General features: G+C 72.8%; 19 protein-coding genes. 6 read left to right on the top strand and 13 right to left on the bottom strand.

The window, feature by feature from the left end:
* Positions 1-27: 27 nt before the first annotated feature.
* The 3 genes from G9272_RS34530 to G9272_RS34520 all read right to left on the bottom strand — a co-directional run bounded on the left by G9272_RS34530 (position 28) and on the right by G9272_RS34520 (position 3,609).
* On the bottom strand, positions 28-1,296 hold the full coding sequence (locus G9272_RS34530) for an SAV2148 family HEPN domain-containing protein (RefSeq protein WP_171402292.1): 1,269 nt from the start codon (positions 1,294-1,296) through the stop codon (positions 28-30).
* A gap of 71 nt (positions 1,297-1,367) precedes the next feature.
* Entirely contained in the window at positions 1,368-2,714 is a 1,347-nt protein-coding gene (locus tag G9272_RS34525; RefSeq protein ID WP_171400148.1) for a copper amine oxidase, read from the bottom strand.
* Positions 2,715-2,790: 76 nt separating this feature from the next.
* Complete coding sequence (locus G9272_RS34520) at positions 2,791-3,609, bottom strand: Tat pathway signal sequence domain protein (RefSeq protein WP_171400147.1); 819 nt, start codon at positions 3,607-3,609, stop codon at positions 2,791-2,793.
* A 197-nt stretch (positions 3,610-3,806) separates the two neighbouring features.
* Here G9272_RS34520 and glgX point away from each other — a divergent pair, with 197 nt between their 5' ends.
* From glgX to G9272_RS34500, 4 genes are all read left to right on the top strand, one after another.
* Positions 3,807-5,915 carry a glycogen debranching protein GlgX gene (glgX, locus tag G9272_RS34515; RefSeq protein ID WP_171400146.1) on the top strand — a complete coding sequence of 703 codons (2,109 nt, stop codon included), beginning with the start codon at positions 3,807-3,809 and terminating at the stop codon, positions 5,913-5,915.
* A gap of 80 nt (positions 5,916-5,995) precedes the next feature.
* On the top strand, positions 5,996-8,347 hold the full coding sequence (gene treY / locus G9272_RS34510) for a malto-oligosyltrehalose synthase (protein ID WP_171400145.1): 2,352 nt from the start codon (positions 5,996-5,998) through the stop codon (positions 8,345-8,347).
* 378 nt (positions 8,348-8,725) lie between these two features.
* Positions 8,726-9,667, top strand: a complete 942-nt coding sequence (locus tag G9272_RS34505; RefSeq protein WP_171400144.1) for a nitroreductase/quinone reductase family protein — start codon at positions 8,726-8,728, stop codon at positions 9,665-9,667.
* 132 nt (positions 9,668-9,799) lie between these two features.
* A complete protein-coding gene (locus G9272_RS34500) occupies positions 9,800-11,050 on the top strand; it encodes a M14 family zinc carboxypeptidase (protein ID WP_171400143.1) in 1,251 nt (416 codons plus the stop codon).
* A gap of 88 nt (positions 11,051-11,138) precedes the next feature.
* On the opposite strand, the gene G9272_RS34495 is transcribed toward G9272_RS34500, so the two are convergent.
* The 3 genes from G9272_RS34495 to G9272_RS34485 form a co-directional block, all read right to left on the bottom strand.
* Positions 11,139-11,594, bottom strand: a complete 456-nt coding sequence (locus tag G9272_RS34495; protein WP_171400142.1) for an SSI family serine proteinase inhibitor — start codon at positions 11,592-11,594, stop codon at positions 11,139-11,141.
* The gene (locus tag G9272_RS34490; RefSeq protein WP_171400141.1) at positions 11,591-12,916 is read right to left on the bottom strand and encodes a M14 family zinc carboxypeptidase; all 1,326 of its coding nucleotides are present in this window, start codon (positions 12,914-12,916) and stop codon (positions 11,591-11,593) included. The genes G9272_RS34495 and G9272_RS34490 overlap by 4 nt, the downstream gene beginning before the upstream one ends.
* Before the next feature lie 610 nt (positions 12,917-13,526).
* The gene (locus tag G9272_RS34485) at positions 13,527-14,078 is read right to left on the bottom strand and encodes a DUF1707 and FHA domain-containing protein (protein ID WP_171400140.1); all 552 of its coding nucleotides are present in this window, start codon (positions 14,076-14,078) and stop codon (positions 13,527-13,529) included.
* A gap of 165 nt (positions 14,079-14,243) precedes the next feature.
* Here G9272_RS34485 and treZ point away from each other — a divergent pair, with 165 nt between their 5' ends.
* Positions 14,244-15,989 (top strand): malto-oligosyltrehalose trehalohydrolase, encoded by a 1,746-nt coding sequence (treZ, locus tag G9272_RS34480; protein WP_171400139.1) that lies wholly within the window; start codon positions 14,244-14,246, stop codon positions 15,987-15,989.
* Positions 15,990-16,042: 53 nt separating this feature from the next.
* Here treZ and G9272_RS34475 read toward each other — a convergent pair whose 3' ends face one another.
* The 5 genes from G9272_RS34475 to G9272_RS34455 form a co-directional block, all read right to left on the bottom strand.
* Positions 16,043-17,011, bottom strand: a complete 969-nt coding sequence (locus tag G9272_RS34475) for an aminoglycoside phosphotransferase family protein (RefSeq protein WP_171400138.1) — start codon at positions 17,009-17,011, stop codon at positions 16,043-16,045.
* A gap of 49 nt (positions 17,012-17,060) precedes the next feature.
* Entirely contained in the window at positions 17,061-18,188 is a 1,128-nt protein-coding gene (locus G9272_RS34470; protein WP_171400137.1) for an aminopeptidase P family protein, read from the bottom strand.
* 143 nt (positions 18,189-18,331) lie between these two features.
* Positions 18,332-18,961 carry a LysE family translocator gene (locus G9272_RS34465; RefSeq protein WP_171400136.1) on the bottom strand — a complete coding sequence of 210 codons (630 nt, stop codon included), beginning with the start codon at positions 18,959-18,961 and terminating at the stop codon, positions 18,332-18,334.
* A gap of 109 nt (positions 18,962-19,070) precedes the next feature.
* Complete coding sequence (locus G9272_RS34460) at positions 19,071-19,679, bottom strand: PDZ domain-containing protein (protein WP_171400135.1); 609 nt, start codon at positions 19,677-19,679, stop codon at positions 19,071-19,073.
* A gap of 107 nt (positions 19,680-19,786) precedes the next feature.
* On the bottom strand, positions 19,787-20,653 hold the full coding sequence (locus G9272_RS34455; RefSeq protein WP_171400134.1) for a LysR family transcriptional regulator: 867 nt from the start codon (positions 20,651-20,653) through the stop codon (positions 19,787-19,789).
* A gap of 96 nt (positions 20,654-20,749) precedes the next feature.
* Here G9272_RS34455 and G9272_RS34450 point away from each other — a divergent pair, with 96 nt between their 5' ends.
* Positions 20,750-21,481 carry a CTP synthase C-terminal region-related (seleno)protein gene (locus G9272_RS34450; protein ID WP_171400133.1) on the top strand — a complete coding sequence of 244 codons (732 nt, stop codon included), beginning with the start codon at positions 20,750-20,752 and terminating at the stop codon, positions 21,479-21,481.
* Here the strand turns inward: G9272_RS34450 and cyc2 are convergent.
* Positions 21,472-23,691: a germacradienol/geosmin synthase Cyc2 gene (gene cyc2, locus G9272_RS34445; RefSeq protein WP_171400132.1), complete on the bottom strand. Its 2,220-nt coding sequence runs from the start codon at positions 23,689-23,691 to the stop codon at positions 21,472-21,474. The two genes, G9272_RS34450 and cyc2, sit on opposite strands and share 10 nt — an antisense overlap.
* Before the next feature lie 200 nt (positions 23,692-23,891).
* On the bottom strand, positions 23,892-25,190 hold the full coding sequence (locus G9272_RS34440) for a damage-control phosphatase ARMT1 family protein (protein WP_171400131.1): 1,299 nt from the start codon (positions 25,188-25,190) through the stop codon (positions 23,892-23,894).
* Positions 25,191-25,318 lie beyond the last annotated feature (128 nt).

The raw sequence follows: 25,318 nt of genomic DNA, 5'->3' as shown, positions 1-25,318 counted from the left end.
AACGGACAATTCAGAACAACGGATAATTCAGGACACCGGCCGCGAGTCCGCCCAGGCCAGCTCGAACTCCTCACGGTATGCCGAGAAAAGTCCGCCATCGTCCATCTCGCCCGCCTTGACCACCCGGTTGCCGTTGCGCAGCACCAGCACCGGCGCCTCCATGCCGCGCATCCGCCGCAGATAGGACTGGATCACCGCGATGCCGTCGGTGCCGTCGCCGTCGACCAGGTACGCGGTGAAGCGGGGCGTCTCGTCGTACACCTGGATCTGGAAGGCGTCCGGGTCGCGCAGCCGGGCGCGGACCCGGCGCATGTGCAGGATGTTCATCTCCACCGCCCGGCTCAACTCGCCCCGCTTCATCCCGAGTTCGCGCTCACGGCGCTTGACCGCACTGGAGGCCGGGTTGAGGAACAGCAGCCGTACGCGGGCGCCGGCCTCGGCGAGGCGGACCATGCGGCGCCCGGAGAAGTTCTGCACGAGCAGGTTGAGGCCGATGCCGATGGCGTCGAGGCGGCGGGCGCCGTCGAAGATGTCCTCGGCGGGGAACTGCCGCAGCAGCCGCACCCGGTCGGAGTGGACGGCGACCACGTCCGCGTACCGGTCGCCGACGAGGTCCTCCACGGCGTCGACGCGCAGCCGGCGGGCCGAGGGCACGTCACCGCTGGTGCCGAGCATCTCCAGCAGGCGCGCGGAGGCCCGCTCGGCCTGGCCCAGGACGGCCTCGGACAGAGCCCGGTTGCGGGAGACGACGTTGCGGGTCACCTCCAGCTCGTCCAGGGCGAGTTCGACGTCCCGGCGGTCGTCGAAGTACGGCTCGAAGCACGGCCAGTGCTGCACCATCAGCTCGCGCAGCTGCGGCAGCGTGAGGAAGGAGATGACGTTGTCGTCGGCCGGATCCAGCAAGTAGCCCTTGCGGCGGCTGACCTCGCGTACGGCGACCGCGCGCTGCACCCACTCCTGGCCGGCGGGTCCGGCCGCGGCGACCACCCACTCGTCGCCGTGGACGGGTTCGTAGATGGGCCGCAGCACGGCGGCCACGACGGCGCGCAGCCGCTGTTCGACGAGATTCAGCCAGATGTAGGCCCGGCCGGCCCGCTGGGCGCGGGTGCGTACCTCGCGCCAGGCTTCGGCGTCCCAGTCCAGCTCCGGTCCGATGGCGTTCGTCTCCATCGGCCGGGCCAGGGACACCGTGCCGGGCGGGGCGTCTGCGGAGCCCCCCTCGTGACCCTCGTCACCAGGGGGCAGCTCCAGCCCTCCCGAGCCCACCCGCGCACCGCCTTCCGCTCCCCCGAGCATCCCCGTCCCAACGATCAAGGAAGGGTACTCCGGGAGCGGCGGGCGGTGCAGCCGGATGGACAGGTCGTTTCTCAACTACCGCTGTTCGACTGTCCGTTCTGTCCCGCCAGCGCGGACGGAGTGAGCGGATTCATAGCGGTGACGTCCCTGGGGACGAGCGAGAAGCCCTGCCAGTGGACCGGCATGGGCTGCTGGTCCTCGTCCCGGGCGATGTGGTGGAAGCCGACGTTCACCCAGGTCACGGGGTGGGTGAGGGTCTGTCCGTTCACCCACTTGTCGACGGAGGTGCCGTGCAGGGGGCTGCCGCAGTCGCGGACGTTGTTGCTGGCGTACTGCTCGCACTGGTTGTACTGCGTGAAGTAGACGTCGTGCTGGGTGAAACGGCGTCCCGAGTACTTGGTGGTGGCGCCGGGGACGAGCTCGTAGGAGCGGGCGTGGCCGTCCTTGTTCTTGCCGGTCGCGCTGACCACGCGCCACCAGCGCATGTTCTGGGCGTCGCCCGCGAGTTCCTTGGTGACGGCCGTGCGGGTGGTCTTGTTGGTCGGGCCCTGCTGCCCGCCCGCGGGCGGGCTGACCACCGAGTCGTACTGCTCCACCTTGGTGGCCGAGGAGCCGTCGAGGCCGAAGTCGAGCCGCCAGAAGACGTTGTGGCTGTGGCTGGTGGCGTAGGACTTGGCGCCCTTGCCTATCGGCCAGCCGCGGCCGTCGCCGGCGTCGTAGTCGAAGGGCGAGAGGCTGCCGGTGGCGCCGACGTTCATGTTGACGGCGCCGTCGTCCGAGAAACGCCACTCGGTGATGTACTCGTACCAGCCGACCTTGTTGACGGTGTAGATCAGCAGGTCCTTGCCCTGGGCCTGGAAGACCTTGTTGCCCGTGTCGGACTGCATGCGGTAGGCGTGACCGCGCGAACGGGTCGTGGTGCACAGGCCCTTGACGTTCGGGGTGTCGGAGAAGGACTCCGGGACCTTCACCGTCCTGATGGTGCCGCCGGGGCACTCGGCGGGAGCCATGTTGACCAGGCCCGAGCCGAAGTTGTAGTCGGTGATGTCGTTGTACTCGTTCTTGCCGTCGTCGTACGGCACGTGGATCTGGGCGATCTTGGCGCTGTTGAGGACCTTGATCGGCTTGGCCTCGCCGGGCGGCTGGTAGGAGATCTTCTCCAGCACCAGGCCGGACTTGGCCTCGAAGCGCCAGCACATGCGCCAGGTCGTGCCGGTGGCGAGCTTCTGTTCGATGCGGTAGGCGGCGCTGCACTCGGCGGCCGCCGCGGGGGCCGCCTTCGGCTGGGCGGCGGCCGGACCGGCTCCGGCGGCCGCGCCGGCGGCCAGCGCGGCCACACAGAGGCCGACGGCGGCCCCCCTGCGGGCACGGCCGGTGCCCTGCGGCCGGAGGCCGCCGATCAGATTCGGAACACGCATGAGGACATGACTCCCTGTGCCTCCCGCTCCGGGAAGCAGGTCGGAAAACGGACGTGGAGGTGGGCCTGCTACGGATTCAGCCGGTGAGCCGGGCGACCTTGCGGGTGCTGAGGTCGATCACCAGGGACCGGGCGTCGATCCACGGGCCGTTCCTGACCTTCGGCAGCAGCCGTACGCAGCGGTGCTCGCCGCACTTGTCGAGGACGGCGGGCTGGGCGCCCGGCACCGCCCGGTAGATCATGGCGGCGATCTGTAGCTGGTCCGGGGAGCTGAGCTCCTTGCCGGTGGCGTCCTTGAAGTCGGCCTTCAGGCCCGCGCCGAGCGGGTCGGCGATCAGCAGGCTCGCGGCCTCGGTCTGCTCGGCGGCGCTGAGCGGCGGCTGGACGCCGTGCTGGGTGCCGGTGCCCTCGACCCTGCCGGTGTCGAGGTTGACGGTCTTGGTGACGAGCGTGTCGTCCTTGTAGTCGTAGAACGACACCACCGCGCGCCGGGGCCCGTCGGGGTCGTCCACCTCGTCGGCCGCGGGATCGGCGAGGTCCACGCCGAGGCGCTGCGGGCCGCGGTCGCCGTCCACGTCCTCACTCGCGTTGAACTGCTGTCGGTCGAGCGCGATCTTCTCGACGCGCGCGATCTCGTCGTCGGTCAGCGGGTCGCGGCCCTCGCCCTTCGTGCCCTCGGCGGGCGCCTCCTCGACGACACCGGGCTGTACCGCCGCCGTCGTGTCCCCCTGCTGGCCGGCCGCCTGCCGCGTGCTCTGCCCGCCCTTGCCGCCTCCTGTGTCGTCCGCCCCCGCCGTGCCCGGCAGGGTGATCCCCACCATCACGGCCGTCGCGGCCACCGCGATGGCCGTACCCGCCACCACCTTGCCCAGGTGGCGGCGCACTGTCGTGCGCACAAATTCCCCCTACTCCCCCTGTTGCCCGGGAGTACGTGTCTGCCCCACTGGTTCGGCACAGGACGTGTGTCATTTGTCGTCCTGTGCACTGGTCGTTCGTTAAGAGGGGCGTAAGTCACAGGTGGTTCCCTCACTTTCCTGGAGACTCGACCTCAAGGCGCCCCCGACGGGGCGAGACACCTGAAAGAGTCGTGTCCATGCAGGTCTGGCCTGGAGAGGCGTATCCCCTCGGTGCCACGTACGACGGCGCCGGCACGAACTTCGCGGTCTTCACGGAGGCCGCGGACCGAGTAGAGCTGTGTCTGCTGCACGACGACGGCTCGGAGACGGCGGTGGAACTGCGCGAGAGCGACGCGTTCGTCCGGCACGCGTACCTGCCGGGCGTCATGCCCGGACAGCGGTACGGATTCCGGATGCACGGCCCCTACGAACCCGCGCGGGGGCAGCGCTGCAACTCGGCGAAGCTGCTGCTCGACCCCTACGCGAAGGCGATCAGCGGTTCGGTCCGGTGGGGCGAGGAGGTGTACGGCTACCACTTCGACACCCCCGAGCGGCGCAACGACCTCGACTCGGCGCCCCACACCATGACGTCGGTCGTGGTCAACCCCTATTTCGACTGGGGCGACGACCGCAGGCCGCGTACCGAATACCACCACACGGTGATCTACGAGGCCCATGTGAAGGGCCTGACGATGCGCCACCCGGGGCTGCCGGAGGAGCTGCGCGGCACCTACGCGGCCCTCGCGCACCCGGCGATCATCGAGCATCTGACGGAGCTCGGGGTGACGGCCCTGGAGCTGATGCCGGTGCACCAGTTCGTCAACGACCACCGGCTGGTCGACATGGGCCTGAACAACTACTGGGGCTACAACACGATCGGTTTCTTCGCCCCGCACAACGCGTACGCCTCCTGGGGCGACCGCGGTCAGCAGGTCCTGGAGTTCAAGTCGGCGGTGCGGGCGCTGCACGAGGCGGGGATCGAGGTCATCCTCGACGTGGTCTACAACCACACCGCCGAGGGCAACCACCTGGGCCCGACGCTGTCCTTCCGGGGTATCGACAACCAGTCGTACTACCGGCTGACGGACGACCCCCGCTACTACATGGACACCACCGGCACCGGCAACTCACTGCTCATGCGGTCCCCGCACGTCCTTCAGATGATCATGGACTCGTTGCGGTACTGGGTGCTGGAGATGCACGTCGACGGGTTCCGTTTCGACCTCGCGGCGACCCTGGCCCGTCAGTTCCACGAGGTGGACCGGCTGTCGTCGTTCTTCGACCTGGTCCAGCAGGACCCGGTGGTGTCCCAGGTGAAGCTGATCGCGGAGCCGTGGGACGTGGGCGAGGGCGGCTACCAGGTGGGGAACTTCCCCCCGCTGTGGACCGAGTGGAACGGCAAGTACCGCGACACCGTGCGGGACGTGTGGCGGGGCGAGCCCCGCGCGGTCGGCGAGTTCGCCTCCCGGCTGACCGGCTCCTCCGACCTCTACCAGGACGACGGCCGCCGCCCGCTGGCCTCCATCAACTTCGTGACCTGCCACGACGGGTTCACCCTGCACGATCTGGTGTCCTACAACAACAAGCGCAACCAGGCCAACGGGGAGGACAACCGGGACGGCGAGAGCCACAACCGGTCCTGGAACTGCGGCGCGGAGGGCGCGACCGAGGATCCCGGGGTGCTGGCGCTGCGGGCCCGGCAGATGCGGAACTTCCTCGCCACGCTGATGCTGTCCCAGGGCGTGCCCATGATCAGCCACGGGGACGAGTTCGGGCGCACCCAGAAGGGCAACAACAACGCCTACTGCCAGGACAGCGAGCTGGCCTGGGTCCAGTGGCCGGAGGAGGGCAGCGAGCTGCTGGACTTCACGCGCGCGTTGGTGTGGCTGCGCAAGGAGCATCCCGTCTTCCGGCGGCGCCGCTTCTTCCACGGCCGGCCGGTGGAGGGCACGCACGACGAGCTGTCGGACATCGCCTGGTTCACTCCCGAGGGCAAGGAGATGGCACCGCGGGACTGGGACCGGGCGCAGGCGTCCGCGCTGTCGGTGTTCCTCAACGGCAACGCGATCTCCGAGCCGGGCGCGCGCGGCGAACGGATCACCGACGACTCCTTCCTGCTGATGTTCAACGCCTCCGCCAAGCCGCTGGAGTTCGTGGTGCCGGTCGACCACGGGCGGCAGTGGCAGGTGGTCGTGGACACCGGGAACCCGGAGGCTCCGGCGCCGGGCGCGGGCCCGAAGGTGCAGGCCGGGGCCCGGCTGACGCTGGTCGACCGGAGCATGACGGTGCTCCAGCGGCCGACCTAGCCGATCCGTGGGGGGACGGGAGCGACCCGCCTGGAGGGAGGTGTGACACGAAACGCGGCGGGACGGGTACGTAGGTTGTCATGACCCCTGAGCGACGTGACGCCTCCGTTCCCGTGCCGCCCACGGCGACCTACCGGTTGCAGCTCCAGCCCGAGTTCCCGTTCCGGGCGGCGACGGCGGCCGTGCCGTACCTGGCCTCGCTCGGCGTCTCGCATCTGCACCTGTCCCCCGTCCTGGAGGCCGTACCGGGCTCCCCGCACGGCTACGACGTCGTGGACCCCACGCGCGTGCGTGCGGAGCTGGGCGGGGAGGAGGGGCTGCGGGCGCTGGCGGGCGCTGCGCGGGAGCACGGGCTCGGGCTGGTGGTGGACATCGTGCCGAACCACATGGCGATGGCCCCGCGTCACAACCACGCCCTGTGGGAGGTGCTGCGCGAGGGGCCGAAGTCGCGGTACGCGCGCTGGTTCGACATCGACTGGGCGGCGCAGGGCGGCCAGGTGCTGCTCCCGGTGCTCGGCGGCCCCGTCGGGACGGAGCTGGCGCACCTGCGGGTGGACGGCCACGTACTGCGCTACTACGACCACGTCCTCCCGCTGCGCGAGGGCACCGAGGGGCTGCCGCTGCCGCGGCTGCTGGACGCCCAGTGGTACCGGCCGGTGTGGTGGCGGCTGGCCCGTACCGAGCTGAACTACCGGCGCTTCTTCAGCATCTCCGAGCTCATCGGGGTGCGGGTGGAGGACCCGGAGGTGTTCGAGGCCACCCACGGCACGATCCTGCGGCTGCTGCACGAGGGCGTCGTCGACGGGCTGCGCGTGGACCACCCCGACGGCCTCGCCGACCCCGACGCCTACCTGGAGCGGCTGCACACGGCGAGCGGCGGCCGCTGGACGGTCGTCGAGAAGATCCTGGCCGACGGGGAGCGTCTGCCGGACTCCTGGCCCGTGGCCGGCACCACCGGCTACGACGCCCTGCGCCACGTCGACGGCCTCTTCACGGATCCCCGGGGCGCCGGGGAGTTGCTGGACCGCTACCGGCGCTTCGCGGCCCCGCAGACGGACCGGGGCGGCGACTGGGCGGCGACGGTGCGACGGGCGGCGTACAAGGTGCTCACGCACGAACTGGCGGCCGAGACGGAGCGGCTGACGCGGGCGGCGTCCCGGGTGTGCGCCGCGTCGGACGACCCCGGCCTGCGCGACCGGGCGCCGTGGGCGCTGCGGACGGCGTTGGAGGAGCTGCTCGTGCGGCTGGAGGTCTACCGGCCGTACACCTCGGGCGACCCGGCCGCCGTCGTCACCGAGGAGGCGGCCGCCGAGGCGCGGCAGGCGTTCGTCGTGCCGGAGGAGGCGGGCGCCGTCGACGTGGTGCGGGGACTGGTGCTCGGCGGGGAGGGGCAGTCGGGGGCGGACTTCCGGGCGCGGTTCGCTCAGACGGCGTCCGCGCTGCGCGCCAAGTCGGTGGAGGACACGGCGTTCTACCGGTACGTGCCGCTGTCGGCGGCGAACGAGGTGGGCGGCGACCCGGGCGCCCCGGGGGTGTCCCCGGCCGACTTCCACGCCTACTGCGCGCGCGTGCAGCGCGACTGGCCGGCCACCGGGACGGTCGTGTCGACGCACGACACCAAGCGCAGCGCCGACGTGCGCGCCGCGCTCGCCGTGCTCACCGAGTGCCCGCGGCGCTGGGCGGACCTCCTGGAGGAGGTCACCCGCGCGGAGGAGGGCGCACCGGACGGGCAGCTGGCGTGGGCGGCCTGGCAGACGGTCTTCGGACTCGGCCCGGCTGCCCCGGAGCGCGTCCAGGAGGCGCTGCTCAAGCACGCGCGCGAGGCGGGGCTGTACACCAGCTGGACGGAGCAGGAGCCGGCGTACGAGGAGGCGGTGGCCGCGTTCGTGGCGGCGGGGCCGTGCGGGGTGCCGGGTGAGCGGGTGGCCGCGCTGCGCGGCACGCTCGAGCCGTACATCCGTGCGAACGTGCTCGGTACGGCGCTGGTGCATCTGACGATGCCCGGGGTGCCGGACGTCTACCAGGGCACGGAGAGCGAGTACCGGGCCCTGGTGGACCCGGACAACCGGCGCCCGGTGCGGTTCCCGCCGGAGGATCCCGGCGCCAAGGGCACGGTGACCGCGGCCGCGCTGCGGCTGCGCCGACGGCGGCCGGAGGTCTTCGGGGACTCCGCCGGGTACGAGCCGTTGCCCGCCGAGGGAGCGGCCGCGGCCCACTGCCTGGCGTTCGCCCGCTCCGGCCGGGTGGTGACGGCCGTGACGCGGCTGTCCCTGCGGCTGGCGGAGGCGGGCGGCTGGCGCGAGACCCGGCTGGCGCTGCCTCCGGGGACGTGGGTCGACCTGCTGGCTCCCGAGCGGGAGTTCACGGGCCACGCGCGCGTGGCGGAACTGTTCGAGCAGCTGCCGGTGGCGCTGCTGGAGCGGGCGGAGTGAGGCCGCGGAGGTGATCTCCGGCGTTGATCACCGGTGTTGATCTCCGGCGTTGACAGGTGACGGTCGGGTGCATGTAATGGAGGCGGTGTCGCGTGACGCCGGTCAAAGAGCAGCGGGCCGGCCGGCGGTCGGGCGAACACCCTTCTTCCAGGGACACGCCATGAGTTCACACTCCGCGCCCCGCAGCTGACCCAGCCGGCACAGCGCTGACGCACGTCGGCTTCGCGCTCCCTCCATGCGTCTCTTTTCTGCGCTTTTTCCGCGCTTTTCCGTGCGCTTTTCCCTCACCTTTCCCGGCACCTTCTGTGCCCTGTGCTGCGTGCCACGCGCCGAGTGCCGTGTGCACGCGCACCGTGACTTCCGGAGAGACCCACCCGTATGCCCACGTCGTTCAATGAATCCGTCATCGAGCAGTTCCGCGCCAACGGCGGGAAGGTCGGCGGCCCCTTCGAAGGGGGGAACCTGCTCCTGCTGACGACCACCGGCGCCGAGTCGGGGACCGAGCGGACCACTCCGCTCGGCTACGTCCGCCACGGCGACTCGCTCCTGGTCGTCGGATCCAACCTGGGTGCCCCGAACCACCCCGACTGGTACCGCAACCTGCTCGCCCACCCCGTGGTCCGGGTGGAGCTCGGCACCGAGTCCTTCCAGGCGCTCGCGGTCCCCGCCGAGGGGGACCGGCGCGAGGAACTCTTCGAGCACGCCGTGCGGACCGCTCCCGGATACGGCGACTACCAGGCCCGCACCGCCCGTCCCCTGCCGGTCGTCGTGCTGGAGCCCGCCGAGCCCGACGGCTGGGACGGCCCCCGCGAGGTCCGCACCCTCGCCGACAAGATCATGGAGGTGCACACCTGGCTGCGCGGTCAGGTGCGTCAGGTGGCGGCGCAGGCCGATGCCCATCTCGCCGCCCGCGCGGCCCACGAGGGGCCCGGCGAGCCGCCCGCTCCGGGCCTCGGGCTGGAGATCCGGCAGCGCTGCCTGGCGTTCTGTCAGGCGCTGCGGTTCCACCACATCAGCGAGGACGCGCATGTGTTCCCCACGATGGCCCGCTACCACCCGGACCTGGCCGACACCTTCGCCCGGCTCACCGAGGAACACCGCACGGTCGCGCGCATCCAGGACGAACTGGTGGCCCTGCTGGCGGACGTCGCGATCGCCGACCCCGAGCGTTTCCGTACGGAACTCGGCGCCATGTCACGGGAGTTGAACGCCCACCTCGACTTCGAGGAGGAGACGATCGTCCCTCTCCTCGCCGAGCTTCCCTGGCCCCCGGCCCCGCCCGCGAAGCCGGCCGAAGCCGGGAGGGAACACGGGGAGTGAAGGCGGGACGGTCGTACCCTCCGCCGGCGTACGCATCCGAGCGCCCCCTGGAGCCTCCCCCCAGGCGTTCTTGACAGTTCTCGGAGACCATGGGGTACTGCGGATGCGAAGGCCGGGCGGACGAATACGGGGGTGAGTCTCCTGCCGGAGCTGCGCTACCCCACGGTGACCGAACTGACTTCCTCTGTCCGGGCGTTGGCCGCGCACCAGCCCGGAATGTGCACGCTGCGACAGGTGGGGGTCTCCCGTGCGGGCCGGCCCCTGCACCTGCTGTCCGTGGGACACGCCCGGCGGGCAGTGCTCGTCGTCGCGGGCGCCCACGCCAACGAGCCGACCGGGGGCTCGACGCTGCTGGCGCTCGCCGAACGGGTCGTACAGGAAAGGGAGTTGCGGGACGGAACGTCCTGGCACTTCCTGCTGTGCGCGGACCCCGACGGGGCGAGCCTGCATGTGACCCCGGCGCCGCGCAGCCTGCTGGAGTACCACCTCGGCTTCTTCCGGCCCGCCGGTCCGGAGCAGCCGGAGTGGTCCCCCGCCGTGCTGCCGCCGGACCGGCTGCCTCCCGAGACGCGCGCGCTGACCCGGGTCATCGACGAGCTGCGGCCCTACCTCCAGGTGACGCTGCACGGCACCGATCTGGGCGGCAGCTGGGTGCAGCTGACCAAGGACATCCCGGGTCTCGCCGAGCCGTTCGTCAAGTCGGCGGCCCAGTTGCACATCCCGGTGGAGACGGGCGCCTCCGACGCGGCGGGCTGGCCCGCGTCCGGGCCCGGCGTGCACGTGATGCCGGCCGCCGGGGCGGAGGCGGCGTATCCGAGCATGCCGGACGACGCACGGCACAGCACCTGGTACCACGCCCATCGCTACGGCGGTCTGACCGCGGTGGTGGAGGTGCCGATGTGGGCGAGCGACATGGTGGACGACCCCGCCCCGCATCCCGCCCCGGCCGCGGCGATACGGCGGCTGGCGCGGCGGCTGCTGCGGGACACCACGGAGGTGGAGCGGGTGCTCGTCGAGGCGCTGCCGCGTCTGGAGGGCGTAGACGGGCCGCTGCTGCGGGCGGCGAAGTGGGCGCTGGAGCTGGTGCCGGGGCTGGCCGCGGACTGGACGGACACCCCGCCCGCCGACACGACGATGGCGTACGTCGGCAGCGTGGACGCCTTCGCCCGCCGGCTGCCCCTGCGGGCGGCGGCGATGCTGTGGCGGGTCCTCCAGGAGAGCGACGACCACGCCGCCCCGCGCCTGGAACAGCTCGTCGAGACCTGGAGCGACGCCTTCGCCTATCGCTTCCGTGCCCGCTGGGTGCCCTTGGAGCACCAGGTCGAGCACCAGTCCCGCACGGTCGTCGCGGCGGCCCTGCACGCGCGCGAACGGGCGGCATGACAGGCGGGACGACGGACAGGACGGGCCGGACGACGGACAGGGCGATGGCTGCGGGCACACGCGGGTGCCCACAGCCGTCCTGGCCGGGTCAGACCTCGGGCACCTCCTGGTCGTCCAGGGCGAACACCGCCCCCGTCAGCGCCTCCCGCTCGCAGTCGTTGCCGAAGGTGCGCTGGTAGTCGACCGGACGCCCGTTCCACTGCCCCTGCGCGCGGACCGTCACCGGCGCGTACATGAGCGGGCAGATCCGGCTGCCGTCCGCGGTGAGGGCCTCGACGTCGCCGTCGGCCCGCGCCAGGACGTCGCAGGCCTCCGCGGCGCGGGAGTGACCCTGGGGCGGGTCGCACAGCAGCAGGGTGCCTCGGGTGTCGCTGGAGCGGGAGTCGCCGCGGGTGACGGTGAGCTGGAGCCAGTTGCCGGGAAGGGCGTCGTGGGAGGCCGCCAGGGCCGGGGTGGCGCCGGCGGCGAGCAGAAGGGCGGCCGCGGCCGGGAGCGCGCGCCGTACGGCTTTCGCCGACCGGAGACAGGTGAGGAAGTACGTCATTCCCGATGCATCGGCACGGCCGGCTGTGTACCCCAGTCCGACTCACCCGAACGGGCACCGGCGGGCTCGGCGGCGCGGCGGCCGGCCAGCTCGAACGCGGCGAACACGACCCGCGCCTGGTACTCCGCCTGGCGCGCGACGGGAATCCAGCGCGCCCCGCACTCCTGGTAGCCGGCGCACCACGCGTCGATGAGCCCGTCCAGCTCCGGCAGCGCGCCGGCGGGATCGCGTCCCGTGCCGAGGACGAGCTGGTGCAGCAGGCCGGCCGTCCGGACGGCGATCCGGCGGCCTGCGATGCGCAGGGCGGTCAGATGGGCGGTGCTGAGCGCGGGCAGCGGGCGGGCGGGGTCGGCGGTGGCGGGGTCCCAGGCGTCCGCGAGACCGGGGCAGACCAGTAAATAGTCGTCGACCGGGGCGAGCAGCCGGGCCGCGTCGGGGGCACCGGCGAGGTGGGGTCGCACCCGAGTGAGGATACGTTCCAGCAACTGTGCGTCATGGCGCAGGGCAGAGCTCACGGCACGGAGTACCGCGTCCCGGTCGGCGGGCGGGGAGCCGTCCTCGACGGCGGCGACGCCCCACATGGGCGCCTCGACGACCGCGGTGACCGTGCCGTGCCGGTGCGGGTGGTACCAGGTCGACTCGACGGCGGCCTCGGTGATGGCGGCGGCCCGATCACGCGGGCGCGGTGGCGGGATCCGGTAGACGGCGGGTCCGAGGCGCGGCCAGTACAGGGTGTCGTACGGCCCGAGTTCGCGCGGGATGCCGAGGCGGGCGGCGGCGTGGGCGACGCGCCGGGAGAGTCCGGGCAGGTCGCGGGTGAGTTCCACGAAGGCGCCGCCGACGTCGACGCCGTGCAGCGAGCACTGGAAGAAGGGTTTCAGTTCGTCCTGGAGACGGAGCAGCGCACGGGTCTCCGGCAGCGCGGCGGCGGCCGCGCCGTCGGGCAGCCACTCGGGCTGCTCCAGGAAGCCGGGCCGGAAGAAGTTACGGAAGTAGCGGCCGAGGCTGTAGGGGCCGGTCAGCCAGCCCTCGTTGCGGCGCAGGCCGTCGGGGTCGAGGCAGAGCAGCAGGTTCCAGGTGGCGTCGGCGCCGACGGTGAGCCGCGGGTCGGCGAGGACGCGTTCGGCCAGCCGCAGGACGGTGGCGCCGCCGACGGGCTCGTTGGCGTGCGGTCCGGCGACGACGAGGACCTGGCGGGCGCCGCGGCCGACGGAGAGCAGCCACAGGGGCGAGCCCGCGCGCGAGACCCCGACGCGGCGCAGCCGGACGTCCCCGGAACTCCGGACGGCGAGCGCGGCCGCGCGGGCCGCGAGTTCGTCCACGGTCGGGTAGCGGAGGAGGGGCGGCAGGGCACACCTCCCACAGGGCGGCTCCGTCGGTTCACCTGGCGTGTCTGGTGTACGCACAGTGAGTCATGGGCCGGGGGTTCGTCAACACCGCGGTACGCGTGGGGACTTGAGCGGGCTGTGGCAACTCGAGCGCGCTCGAGGGTCCCGTCGGCCCGCCGGGACGCCACGGTTCGACGGGCCGCATGCGGACCGACGGGTCGACGGCCCCGGCAGCGGCAGTCCGGTCCGTTCGGTCGGCGGACGGCCCGACGTGTCCGGAGGTCGGCGGGGCCAGGCCGATCCAGTGACACGGCATGCCGAGCCGGTCCGGCAGGACGCCGGTCAGGGTCGGTCCGGCCGGTCAGCGAGCCAGGCCGCTCAGCGGTCCAAGTCGGTCAGCGGTCCAAGTCGGTCCGGCCGGCCGGCGGAGCGAGCCGGTCGGCGGAGCGAGCCAGTGGGCGGAGCGAGCCGGTCGGCGGAGCAAGCCAGTGGGCGGAGCAAGCCAGTCGGCGGAGCGAGCCGGTCGGCGGAGCAAGCCAGTCGGCGGAGCAAGCCAGTCGGCGGAGCAAGCCGGTCGGCGGAGCGAGCCGGTCGGTGGGTCGGTTCAGTTCACCGAGAGGCGGAACGCCATGCGGCCGAAGGCGACCTGGTCGCCCTCGCGGACCACGGCCGCGCCGATGACACGACGTCCGTTGACCGTGGTGCCGTTGGTGGAGCCGAGGTCGCGCAGCACCCACATCCCGCCCTGGCGGCTGAGTTCGGCGTGCACCCGCGAGACGCTCTCGTGGGTCAGCCTGAGGCCGCTCGCGGGGTCGCGGCCGATGCGCAGCGCGCTCTCGGTGCCGGGGTGCGGCAGCAGCAGTTTGGGCAGCCGCTCGGCCTGCCAGGCTCTGCGCAGCCGGACCGAGAAGCCGGAGACCGCCCCGACGGTGCCGAAGACGGCCCGCGAGAGGCGGCTCTCCCTGGGCAGGTCGGCGGTGAGGACGGCGAGCTCGTCGGAGCGGCGGGCGACAAGAGCCAGCTCCATGCGCCGGATGAACGTGTCGTGCGACAGTCGCCCCATGGCGACGCCGTCACGCAGCACCTTCAGCGCCCGGTCGCGCTCCGCGTCGGACAACCGCGCGGGGTACGTGTTGAACTCGAAAGACGACGTCACGGTGCTGATTCTCGGTCAGCGGGCCCCGGGTGTCCAGAAGACGCGAAAACGCCCGGCCCGCCCGCATGCCGCCAATGGGAGTGTTCCAAAAGCGGATTGATCTCGGGTGGAGCACGATGGACGCGACGGGCTACATCACGGTGAGCAGACGAAGGGGAACCGTTCGTGCAGTTCGAGGTGTGGGCACCGCAGGCCGAACGTGTGACGCTCCAGTGCGACGGCGTCACGTGCGCGTTGGAACGCGATCCGGGGCGGGCGGGGTGGTGGACCGGTGAGGCGGAGGCCGCGGACGGCACGCGGTACGGGTTCGCGGTGGACGACGGACCCGTCCGCCCGGACCCCCGCTCGCGCCGTCAGCCGGACGGCCCGAACGGGCTGAGCGCGGTCGTCGACCAGGCCCGCCACGAGTGGCGTACGCAGTGGTCCGGACGACCGCTGCCGGGCGCGGTCCTGTACGAGCTGCACGTGGGCACGTACACCCCCGAGGGCACGCTGGACGCGGCCGCGGAGCGCCTGGGCCATCTCGCCGAACTCGGCATCACTCACGTCGAGTTGATGCCGTTGTGCGCGTTTCCCGGTCGGCACGGCTGGGGGTACGACGGGGTGTCGCCGTGGGCGGTGCACGAGCCGTACGGCGGCCCCGAGGCGCTGAAGCGGTTCGTCGACCGGGCTCACGCGCTCGGTCTGGGCGTCGTCCTGGACGTGGTGCACAACCACCTCGGCCCGTCCGGCAATTACCTGCCCGAATTCGGCCCGTACTTCACGGAGACGCACCACACGCCGTGGGGCGCCGCCATCAACCTGGACGCGCCCGGCTCGGACGAGGTGCGCGCCTATCTGCTGGGCAGCGCGCTGGCCTGGCTGCGCGACTACCGGCTCGACGGGCTGCGGCTGGACGCGGTGCACGCGCTGGCGGACACGCGCGCGTGCCACTTCCTGGAGGAGCTGTCGACGGCGGTGGACGCCCTCGCGGCGGAGACCGGCCGGCCGCTGTTCCTGATCGCCGAGTCCGACCTGAACGACCCGCGGCTGATCACACCCCGCCGGGCGGGCGGTCTGGGCCTGCATGCGCAGTGGAACGACGACTTCCACCATGCCCTGCACACCGCGCTCACGGGCGAGTCCCAGGGCTACTACGCCGACTTCGCGCGCGCCCCGTTCGCCGCGCTCGCCAAGACCCTCACCGGCGGCTTCTTCCACGACGGCACCTACTCCGGCTTCCGTGGCCGGCGCCACGGCCGCCCGCTGGACCGCACCCGGCTGCCCTCGCACCGGCTCCTCGGGTACACCCAGACCCACGACCAGATCGGCAACCGCGCCCAGGGCGACCGCCTCTCCGCCTCCCTCTCCCCCGGCCTGCTGGCCTGCGCGGCCGCGTTGACGTTGACCGCGCCGTTCACGCCGATGCTCTTCATGGGCGAGGAGTGGGCGGCGGGCACGCCCTGGCAGTACTTCACCGACCACACCGACCCGGAGCTCGCCGAGGCCGTACGGCGGGGCAGGCGGCGGGAGTTCGCGGCGCACGGCTGGGCCGAGGAGGACGTGCCCGACCCGCAGGACCCGGCGACACGCGAGCGCTCGTGCCTGGACTGGTCCGAGCCGGAACGCGAGCCCCACGCGCGCGTGCTGGCCTGGTACCGCGAGCTGATCGCACTGCGGCACGCGACCGCGGACCTCACCGATCCGGATCTGGCCGACATCAAGGTCGCCCACGACGCGCAGGCCCGCTGGCTGGCGTTCCGGCGCGGTGACGTCCGGGTGGCCGTCAACCTCGGCAAGGAGCCGGCCGCGATCCCGCTGGGCCCGCGTCCGGCCCGCGTCCTCGCCACCTGGGATCCGGTGGACGTACCCGGCCGGGACGGGCTGCTGCATGTGCCCGGCGAGTCGTGCGTGGTGCTGGAGCAGGACTGAGGAACCCGGTGGCGGGGCCGCCATCTCCTTCGCCCGGCCTCTCCCCCGTCCCCTCACCGCTCGTCGTCCGTCCCGCCCTCCCCCTCCTCGCGGAACTCCGTCACCCGCTCGAGCAGGATCGCCTCCCAGGCGCGTCCCAGCTGGACCCGTGGGAGGGTGAGCGCCTCGGCGTCCCGTGGGCCGGTGGTGCGGCCGCCGACGCGTTCCGCGAGCCGGATGACGGTGTCGCAGCGGGCGAGCCACAGGCCGCGCAGGCAGGGGCGGGCTCCGTAACCGGCGAGGGTGGCGGCGCGGACGGCGGCGCCGGAGCCGACGGCGAGGGCGAGCCCGGCGATGTCCTCGGCGGGATCCCCGAGGACGGCGCCGGTCCAGTCGAGGACACCGCGCACCCGGCCGTCCGCGCTCACCACGAGGTGCTCGCCCCACAGGGCGTGGTGGACGAGGACGGCGGCGCCGGGCTGGGCGGCGAGCTGGGCCGCGCCGGGCGAGGTGAGCTGGTGGAGGCGGGCCGGGTCGAACTCGTCGGCGCGGGCGAGGCGTTCGGCGGCGGCCACCGCCATCCGGCGCAGCGCCTCCAGGGAGCGCGGGGCGGTGCGCGGCACACCGAGCGCCTCGGCCTGCCGGGGCGGCACCTCGCGCAGCCCTCGGAGCAGTCCGGCGAGGTCGGCCTCGCCGACGGCCGACACGTCGTGCTCCTCGGCGGTGCCGCCGGGCAGCTTGGTGTCGAGGGTGTACACCAGCCCGGGCGACCACTCGCCGTGCGCGACGCTGGTGGGCACGGCGACCGGGACGTGCGGGCGGACGAGGTCGCGCAGCCGCAGTTCGCGGCGGCGGCGCAGACTCGTCTCACGGTCGGTCGCGAGGCGCAGCACGTGGCGGGTGCCGACCCACCAGGTGGAGGCCGAGCCGCCCTCGACGACGGGCCGTACCTCCGGTCCGGAGCCGCTCGCGCCGCCCTCGACGAGGAGCGCGCGGACCAGTCGGCGGACGGTGTCCGCGGTGGGTGTCGGTGCCTGGGTCATGGTCGCGCCGTTGCCGTTCGGATGGATGCCGGGGACTCCTGGAGGCGGGTCAGTCCACTATGACCAGCTCGCGGGTGGTGTCGTTGAGACGGCGGCCGCCGTCCTCGGTGACGGTGACGATGTCCTCGATGCGCACGCCGAACCGGCCCGGCAGGTACACCCCGGGCTCCACGGAGAAGCACATGCCGGGCACCAGGGGCCGCTCCTCGCCCTCGATCATGTACGGCGGCTCGTGGGTGGTGACGCCGATGCCGTGGCCGGTGCGGTGGATGAAGTACTCGCCGTAGCCGGCGTCCTCGATGACCGCGCGGGCGGCCCGGTCGACCTCCTGACAGGCGACGCCCGGCCGGACCGCCCGGAAACCGGCCTCCTGGGCCTCGCGCACGAGATCGTGCACCCGGCGCTCCTCGTCGGTGGGTTCGCCGACGTGCACGGTGCGGGAGGTGTCGGAGCCGTAGCCGTCCTTGAGGCCGCCGAAGTCCAGGACGACCATGTCGCCGCGTTCGATGACCCGGTCGCCGACCTCGTGGTGCGGGTTGGCGCCGTTGGGCCCGGAGGCGACGATGGTGAAGTCGACCTGGGAGTGCCCGTAGCGGCGCAGCAGGGCGGCGAGGTCGGCGCCGACCTCCGACTCCCGGCGCCCGCCGAAGGGAACCTTCCGGATCTCCTCGAACGTTGCGTCTGCGGCCGCTCCCGCGGCCGCCATCAGCTCCAGCTCCGCCGCGTCCTTGACGGCGCGCAGCATCGGCAGGGCCTCGGTGAGCGAGGCGTAGGAGGTGGCGGGCAGGGCCTTCTGGAGGCCCAGCAGGTGCATCGCCCAGGCGTTGTCGCTGATCCCGAACCGGCCGCCCGCGTCGAGAAGGGCGGCGGTGGCCGCGTAGGGGTCCTTGCCGTCGGTCCAGTCCCGCAGGGTGAGCGCCGGGGCGCCGGCCGCCTTCGCGGCGTCGGGGGCCTCCAGCGTCGGCACGACGAGGACGGGGACCCGGCCGGGGGCGAGGACGAGCAGGGTGAGCCGTTCGGTGGCGGCGGTGGGCGCGTAGCCGGTGAGCCATACGAGGTCGGGCCCGGGCGCCACGAGCAGTCCGGCGAGTCCGGCGTCGGCGGCCTCGCGCGCGGCCCGCTCCATGCGGGCCCGGTAGTCGTCGGCGGTGAAGGGCGCGGTGGCGGTGCCGGTCATCCGGGCCTCCCAGAAAGGACGTGGCGACTGACGTGTGACGGACGTGGTGACGCTGACGTGATGGCCACGGGCAGCATCCTGCCCGTACGGCGGGGGTCGCGCGAGCCGGTCGACGCGGGTTTCGGGTGGGTGACCGGCCCGGGTCAGCCGTCCAGGGCCATGCGCAGGCCGAGGAGCAGCAGAACACCGCCGGAGACCTGCTCCAGGCGGCGGCGCGCCCCGGCCCGGGACAGGACTGCCTTCATCCGGCCCACGAACCACACGTACAGCCCGTAGTAGCCGACCTCGTAGACCGCCCAGAGCACGGCGAGCCCCACCATGGCCGGCAGGTGCGGGGCGCCCTCCGGCACGAACTGCGGCAGGAAGGACAGGGCGAAGACGGCCGCCTTCGGGTTGGCGAGGTTCAGCAGCAGCCCGCCCCGGTAGGAGGCCCAGCCGCTCTGCTCGACGCCCTCCCGGCCGCCGTCGCCCCACGCGCCGTCCTCCTCGGTCCTGCGCGCCTGCCGCAGTGCCTGGACGCCGAACCAGACCAGCACGACGGCGCCGACGACACGCAGCACGTCGTACGCCGCCTGGGAGGCGGTCAGCAGCGCCGTCAGGCCGAACGCGGCGACGACGCCCCAGACGAACACGCCGGTCTCGTTGCCGAGCACCGTCAGGAAGCCGGCGCGGCGGCTGCGCAGCGACTGCTTGACGATGAGCACGGTGCTCGGCCCGGGTGAGGCGGCGACGAGGGTGCAGGCGCCCAGGAAGGCCGGGAGGGAGGTCGACATGGCGCTCATGGTGACGCGGCGGGGTCCGCCCTGGCCAGTGGTTTGCCCGGCGGTGGCGACGGCCGGGCGTCGGCGGCTCGACGGTGCGGGCGACCGCGTCGGGACCCGCTCACGTGACGACGCCGGGGATCACCGTCAACCTCCCGTATCCGCCGCTGTGGTGACGTACCGTCAGTTTGATCGCCCTGCCGGGGTGGGCCTCGTCGACCGCCCGGGCGAGGTCCGTCGCCGAGTCGATCCTGGTGCCGCCGAACATCAGCAGGACGTCGCCGCGGACCAGGCCCGCCGTGTAGCCGGGGCCGGGGATGTGGACGGCGACGATCCGGGCGCCCGCCTTCTCCGCGTCCACGGCCTCCAGGCCCAGGGTGGCGTCCGGCGGGCGCGACGACACGGTGGCCGACCCGGACGAACCGTCCGGCGCGGCCGGGCTCGGTCGGCCCGGGGTGGACGCGGCGCCCGGTGCGCCCGGCACGCCCGGCCCCGCCTGCCGCTGGAGCTCGGCCAGTCTGCTCATGCCGATCACGGTCGCCCCCACGGTGCCGAGTCCGACGCCGGACAGGACCAGTACGGTGCCGGCGAACAGGCCGAACAGCAGGGTCGTCAGCCGTCGGCCGCGGCGGCGCGCGGCGTGCGGGCGTCGGCCCTGGCCGCCCGGCCCGGCACCGCCGCCGGGCTCGGAACCGGGCATGGGCTTGGGACGCAACGCTGTCTGTTCCATGGATCGCCTCCGGCTGGTGCTCTACCCGGCGCACCGGCGCACCACGAGCCACGAACGAGTGAGACTGACCTGGCGTCAGAAGCGGTACGCGTCGGCCGCACCACAGGTCATGGGCGGGTGGACAGCGTCTCCACCAGCGTCCGCGCCGCACCCGACGGCGTACCCGCGTACACGAGTTCGATCCGATGGACGACCCGGGGGTAGGTGACCGGGACGGCGGTCGTGCCCGGCACATCGGCCGCCGCCGAGCGGGGCAGCAGGGTGAGGCCGTGGCCGGCGGCCACCAGGGCGGTCAGGACGCGGACGTCGGTGCCGTCGTAGCGCAGGGCGGGGCGGAAGCCGTGGCCGCCGTTCGCGGCCCGCAGCTGGGGCAGCGGCAGCCCGGCGTCGGGGGCGTCCAGCCAGCGCGCGTCGGCGAGGTCGCCGAGGCGCAGGCCGCCGCGCCGGGCCAGGGGGTGGCCGGCGGACAGCAGGACGCTCACCGGCTCCTCGCCGACGCCGTACGTGGTCAGCGGCGCGACGTCGGGCAGCCGGAGCGGGTCGCTGGGCGCGGCCAGACCGTCGACGAGGCCCACGTCGGCCGTGCCGTCGGCGACGGCGGCGCAGACGGCGTCACGGCCGAGCACCCGCAGCGTCACACCGGCGGCCGGGAGCGCGGCGAGGGCGGCCGGGCCGAGGGCGGCCGGCGAGCCGGCCAGGGTCAGCCCGTGCGAGGGCGCCGAGGCGATCCGGACGACGTCCGCGCGGGCCGCGTCCAGGCGCAGCAGCAGCGGTCCCGCGTGTTCGAGCAGCCGCTCACCGACCGTGGTGGGAAGGACGGGCCGACGGGTCAGCAGCGGCGCGCCCAGGTCCTGTTCGAGGGCCGCGATGTGCTGGGAGACGGCGGACTGGGTGTAGCCGAGCTCCCGGGCGGCTTCGGAGAAGGAGGCGAGGCGGGCGACGGTGACATAGGTGCGCAGCAGATGCGGATCCATGCGCCCAGGGTCGCAGCCCCCACATCAGTTCTGCTTATCGAGGGTGCAGGAATCATCGTTGGACGTGAAGTCCGGGCCGCCCCCAGGATGAACGGCATGACCGACACCACAGCTCACATCGCCAAGGTCGCCCTGGTCGGCGACCGCTCCCCGAACGTCGTCTCGCACACCCGCGTCCCGCTCCTGGTGGACGCTCTCGCCGCCCGGGACCGGCTGGTCCTGGACGCCTACTGGATCCCCTCCGAGGAGGCGGAGGCCGAGGGCGCGGTGCGTGGATTCGACGCGGTGTGGGTGGTGCCGGGCAGCCCCTACCGCAGCGAGGCGGGCGTCCTGTCCGCGATCCGCACGGCGCGCGAGGAGGGCATCCCGTTCCTCGGCACCTGCGCCGGCTTCCAGCACGCGCTCCTGGAGTACGCCCGTAACGTCTGCGGGCTGTCGCGGGCGGCCCACGCGGAGAACGACCCCGAGGCGGACGATCCGCTCATCGAGCCCCTGGCCTGCTCGCTCGTGGGCCACGAGGGCGTCGTGACGATCGAGCCGGGGTCGCTCGCCCAGTCCGTGATCGGCTCGGAGCGCACGGTCGAGCGCTACTTCTGCGCCTACGGCCCCTCCCGCCACCTCGACACCCTGCGCGCCGGTGGCCTGCGTTTCTCCGGCCACGACGAGAACGGCCAGGTCCGGATCGCCGAGCTGCCGGACCATCCCTTCTTCCTGGCCTCCCTCTTCCAGCCGGAGCTGTCCGGCGACGGCTCGCGCCCGCACCCGATCGTCCGGGCACTGGCGCGAGCCGCGGTCGAGCACGCCTCCCGCAAGGAGCGTCAGCTGTAGGAGAGCGCGGAGACCGACAGGTGCGACAGGGGCACCGCCGGTGCGAAGTCCGGCCGGAAGCCGTGGGTGCGGCGGGCCAGGTACGCGGACTTGTAGCGGTCGACCTCGCGGTGCCAGTGCAGGATGCCGGCCAGCCAGTTCTGAAGGTCGGCGACATAGTGCCCCATCGCCTCGCGCGCCTCGGGCGAGAGGTCGAAGTCGTCGTAGAGCACCGGCAGTTCGTGCGCGACGACATGCTCGAACTGCTGCATGCGCTGGGTCATCAGGTCATGGACGATGCCGAGCGCGACCGGGTAGTCGCAGCCGAAGAAGTTCTGCACGACGAGGATCGCGTTGTGCATCTCGCCCTCGTACTCGATCTCCTTCTGGTACGAGAAGACGTCGTTGGTGAGGCACGCGTAGTCGACGGCGGCGTTCTCCAGCGAGCGGACGACACCGCTGCGGTAGACCTCCGGTGGCACGGCGGGGCCCTGGCCCATGCGGCACAGGCTCAGCGTGAGGTCGGAGCCGAAGGTGGCGCGGCGCATCTCCAGGTAGTCGACCGGGTCGGGGACACGGTTCTGGAGCTGGTTGGACAGCTCCCACACCCAGCTCTCGGTCATGACGTCGACCGCGTCGCGCAGGGTGCTCCGCCGGTCGGGGGTCATGTCCGCGGTGGTCCGCGCCCACAGGTCGATCAGACCGCGCTCCATGCCGTTGACCGGGACGACGGGTGCCGCCTCGCCGTCGACGGGCATGCAGGCGGACAGCCGGGCCGTGGTCAGGCGGGCGGCGGCCAGGTCGCGACGATTACCGAAGACGAGCGGGTAGTAGTCGTCGCCGTAGGTGCCCCAGGCGAGCCACGCGGCGCTGAGGTCGAGTTCCTCCGCGGTGGCGTCCGGGTCGAGGCCGGCCGAGCACAACGGGAGGTCGTAGGCGGCGAGTTTGTCCTCGTCCCAGACACCCTCCTCCAGGATGCCCATCCGGTGCGACCAGGCCGTCAGACGCGGGCGGCACGCCTCCAGGTGCGGGCTCAACTCCACCTGGAAGGGCATGTGGAAATCGGGCAGCAGCGACGGGCCGACCTTCTGGTACGGCACGTGCGCGTACGCACGCAGCCTCCCCCACTGCCCGAAAGGCGTGGGAGGTGCCCCCATGGCGGCGGCCGAGGCGAGCAGCGCGCCGACGTCGGCGGCGGAGGTGCCGGGGCCGGTCAGCTTCTGCCAGGGCGCCTCTGAGGTGGCGCCCTTGTTCATGTAGCGGCTGGAGCGCATGTGCCATTCGTGGCCGCCGGACTGCCAGTCCTGTAGGCCCTTGGTGTAGGCGGCGACCGCGAGGACCTCGTCGGGCGTGAGGCCCTTCTCCAGGGCCGCCGCGGGCACTTCGGTGAACGCGGTGTGCTCGAACTGGTGGAGGCGGGAGGTGAGGATGTCGTTGACGGTGTCGGCGGCCTCCTGGGTGGTGCAGCCGAAGAACGTCTCCAAAACGAGCACGCCGTTGCTGTTCTCGCCCTCGTCCTCCACCTCGCGCTGGTAGGAGAACAGGTCGTTGCGCAGGTGCACGGCGTCGGAGAAGGTCTCCATCAGCACCCTGAGCGGCCTCGACCCGGCGACGGCGGCCGGGACTTCGGCGGTCGCGTACTCCACGAGCCCCGCCGACCAGGGCGCTCCGCCCACCTTGCGCCGCATCTCGATGTACTCGACGGGGTTGGCGATCCGCCCCTCGTCGATGTTGGACAGCTCCCACATCGACTCGTTGAGCAGGTGCTCCGTCGCGACGGCGAAACGGCGTCGCCAGTCCTGCGACATGTCCGGCACCGTGCGCGCCCACAGGTCGGCGAGGCCCGCCTCGACCGGGTTCCGCGGTTCGGGCACGGGCGTCGACAGGTCCAGCGGCATGAACAGCGGCAGCCGGTCCAGGTGTGCCTTGCCGGCGGCACGGTCCGGGGTGCGCTTGAACATGTCGAGAAAGTGATCGTCGAAGAAGAACACCCACACGTACCAGTCGGTGATCAGCGACAGCGCGGGACCGTCGCAGTCGGGGTGGGTGTAGGCGCAGAGCAGGCCGTAGTCGTGCGCCTCCAGGTCGACCTGCTCCCAGATCCCGGACCCCTCCAGCATGCCCATGTCGCGCGCCCACTGCGTCGAGTGCGCCCGCGCCTCCTCGACGTGCGGGTTCAGGCGCGCGGGGTGCGGCATGTAGAAGTGCGGGAGTTCGAACGGTTGCGTCATGGCCGGGCCCTACCCGGGGGTCCGCGCCGCCATCCCCGGGGCGACACATGATCACACCATCGCGTGAATCGGGCGGGAAGCCGTGAACCGTACGGGACTTGGCGTATCCGTCCGCGCGGCCCCCGCGCCACCTGCCCGGACGTCGTCGCGCGGCGCCGTTGACGCGGGGCGGGCCGCGGCGGGCGCTCCGGTCGCGGGCGTCAGTCCCGTACCTGGATCAGCGCGTGCGTTCCTCCGGTGCGCCAGCGCTGCCCCTCGGCGGCGACCAGGGCAGCCTCGGTGCCGGCGTCGAGGCCGGTGATCACGTCGGACTTCAGGGTGCGCAGAGCCGCGACCGGGCCGGGGAAGTAGGCGGTGACATCGGCGAACGGGGTGGTCGGGTTCCAGCGGCTGTCGCCCACCAGACGACGGTAGTTGAGGTCGCCCTTCACGATCGTCAGGGAGGCCGCCGCGAACTCGGCCCGCAGGTCGTCCGGCATCGCGGCGTAGGGCAGCGGGGCGGCGGAGAAGGGATGGGCGCGCACCGCGAGGGTGCCGTCGGCCATGGCCGCCCAGAGTCGCCGCCCGTGGCCGGCGGCCGCTCCCGGCGCGGCCGTCAGCTTCCTGAGCGCGTCGACGACATCGGCCGTGGTGGCGTCGGAGACGTAGTACGGGTACGGCTTGACGTGCAGCACGACGCGACCGCACCGCCCGTGCGCGAGAAGATGTGCGGCCAGGAGCAGATCGGGGATGAGCTCCCGGCCCGCGTTGTCGGCGACCAGGCACAGGGTGCCGGTGCCAGTGCCTGTGCCTGTGCCTGTGCCGACGCCTGTGGCTGTGGCTGTGCCGACGCCTGTATCGATACTGGTACCGGTTTCGGAACCTGTTTCCGTACCGGCCTCCGTATACGTATCCGCATCCGCAGTCGGCAGCAGCGACCACAGCGTCTCGCTGTCGTCGGCGACCAACCCGGATACGGCGGCCCGCTTCTCCGCCTCGACGTCGGACAGCCGGAAGCCGAGGTCGGCGCGGTTGCCCCAGAGGGAGCCGTGCAGGAGGGCGCGGGCCCGCTCGTCGACCGGGCGGCCCTCGAGGGTGTCGAGCGCGGTCAACTCCTCGTCGGTCTCGGTTGCTTCGAGTTCGGCGAGCTTGAAGGGGCGGAACGGGTCGATGCCCTGCCAGGGGCCGGGCCCGAAGTAGCCGACCGCATCGAGGAGTTGACGGTAGAAGTAACTCTCCGACCACAGCCAGGGCACGTCGAACCAGGATCGGCCGGCGTACGCGTCGAGACCCCAGGTCCGCCACCGGTCCCGGTCGGGCGCGCCGGCGGAAAGCGGTTCGATCACGCCCTTGGTGCAGTTGTCCAGCAGCGCGTCCAGACTCCGGTGAATGTCGGGACCGTAGGGGAACGCCTCCCGCACCTGCTGGATGATCGCCGGATGCCGTTCGGCCAGGACGCTGTGAGGGAACGAGCCGGGCTCGTCGCCGAGGATCACGGGCGGCGCGGGGGTGTCGGACATGCGGCTCACCGTATCCCGGGGGCGCACCGCTCGGGCCGACCGTCACCCGCGCCACGGCTGCGCCGCCCGAGCCCCTCGCATCAGGCACCAAGGACCGAGCACCAAGCGCCAAGAACTAGGGGCCAAGG

The organism is Streptomyces asoensis, from assembly GCF_013085465.1.
Lineage (GTDB): Bacteria > Actinomycetota > Actinomycetes > Streptomycetales > Streptomycetaceae > Streptomyces > Streptomyces cacaoi_A.
The sequence above is the reverse complement of the archived record's forward strand: the minus strand, read 5'-3'. Positions and strand labels throughout refer to the sequence as shown.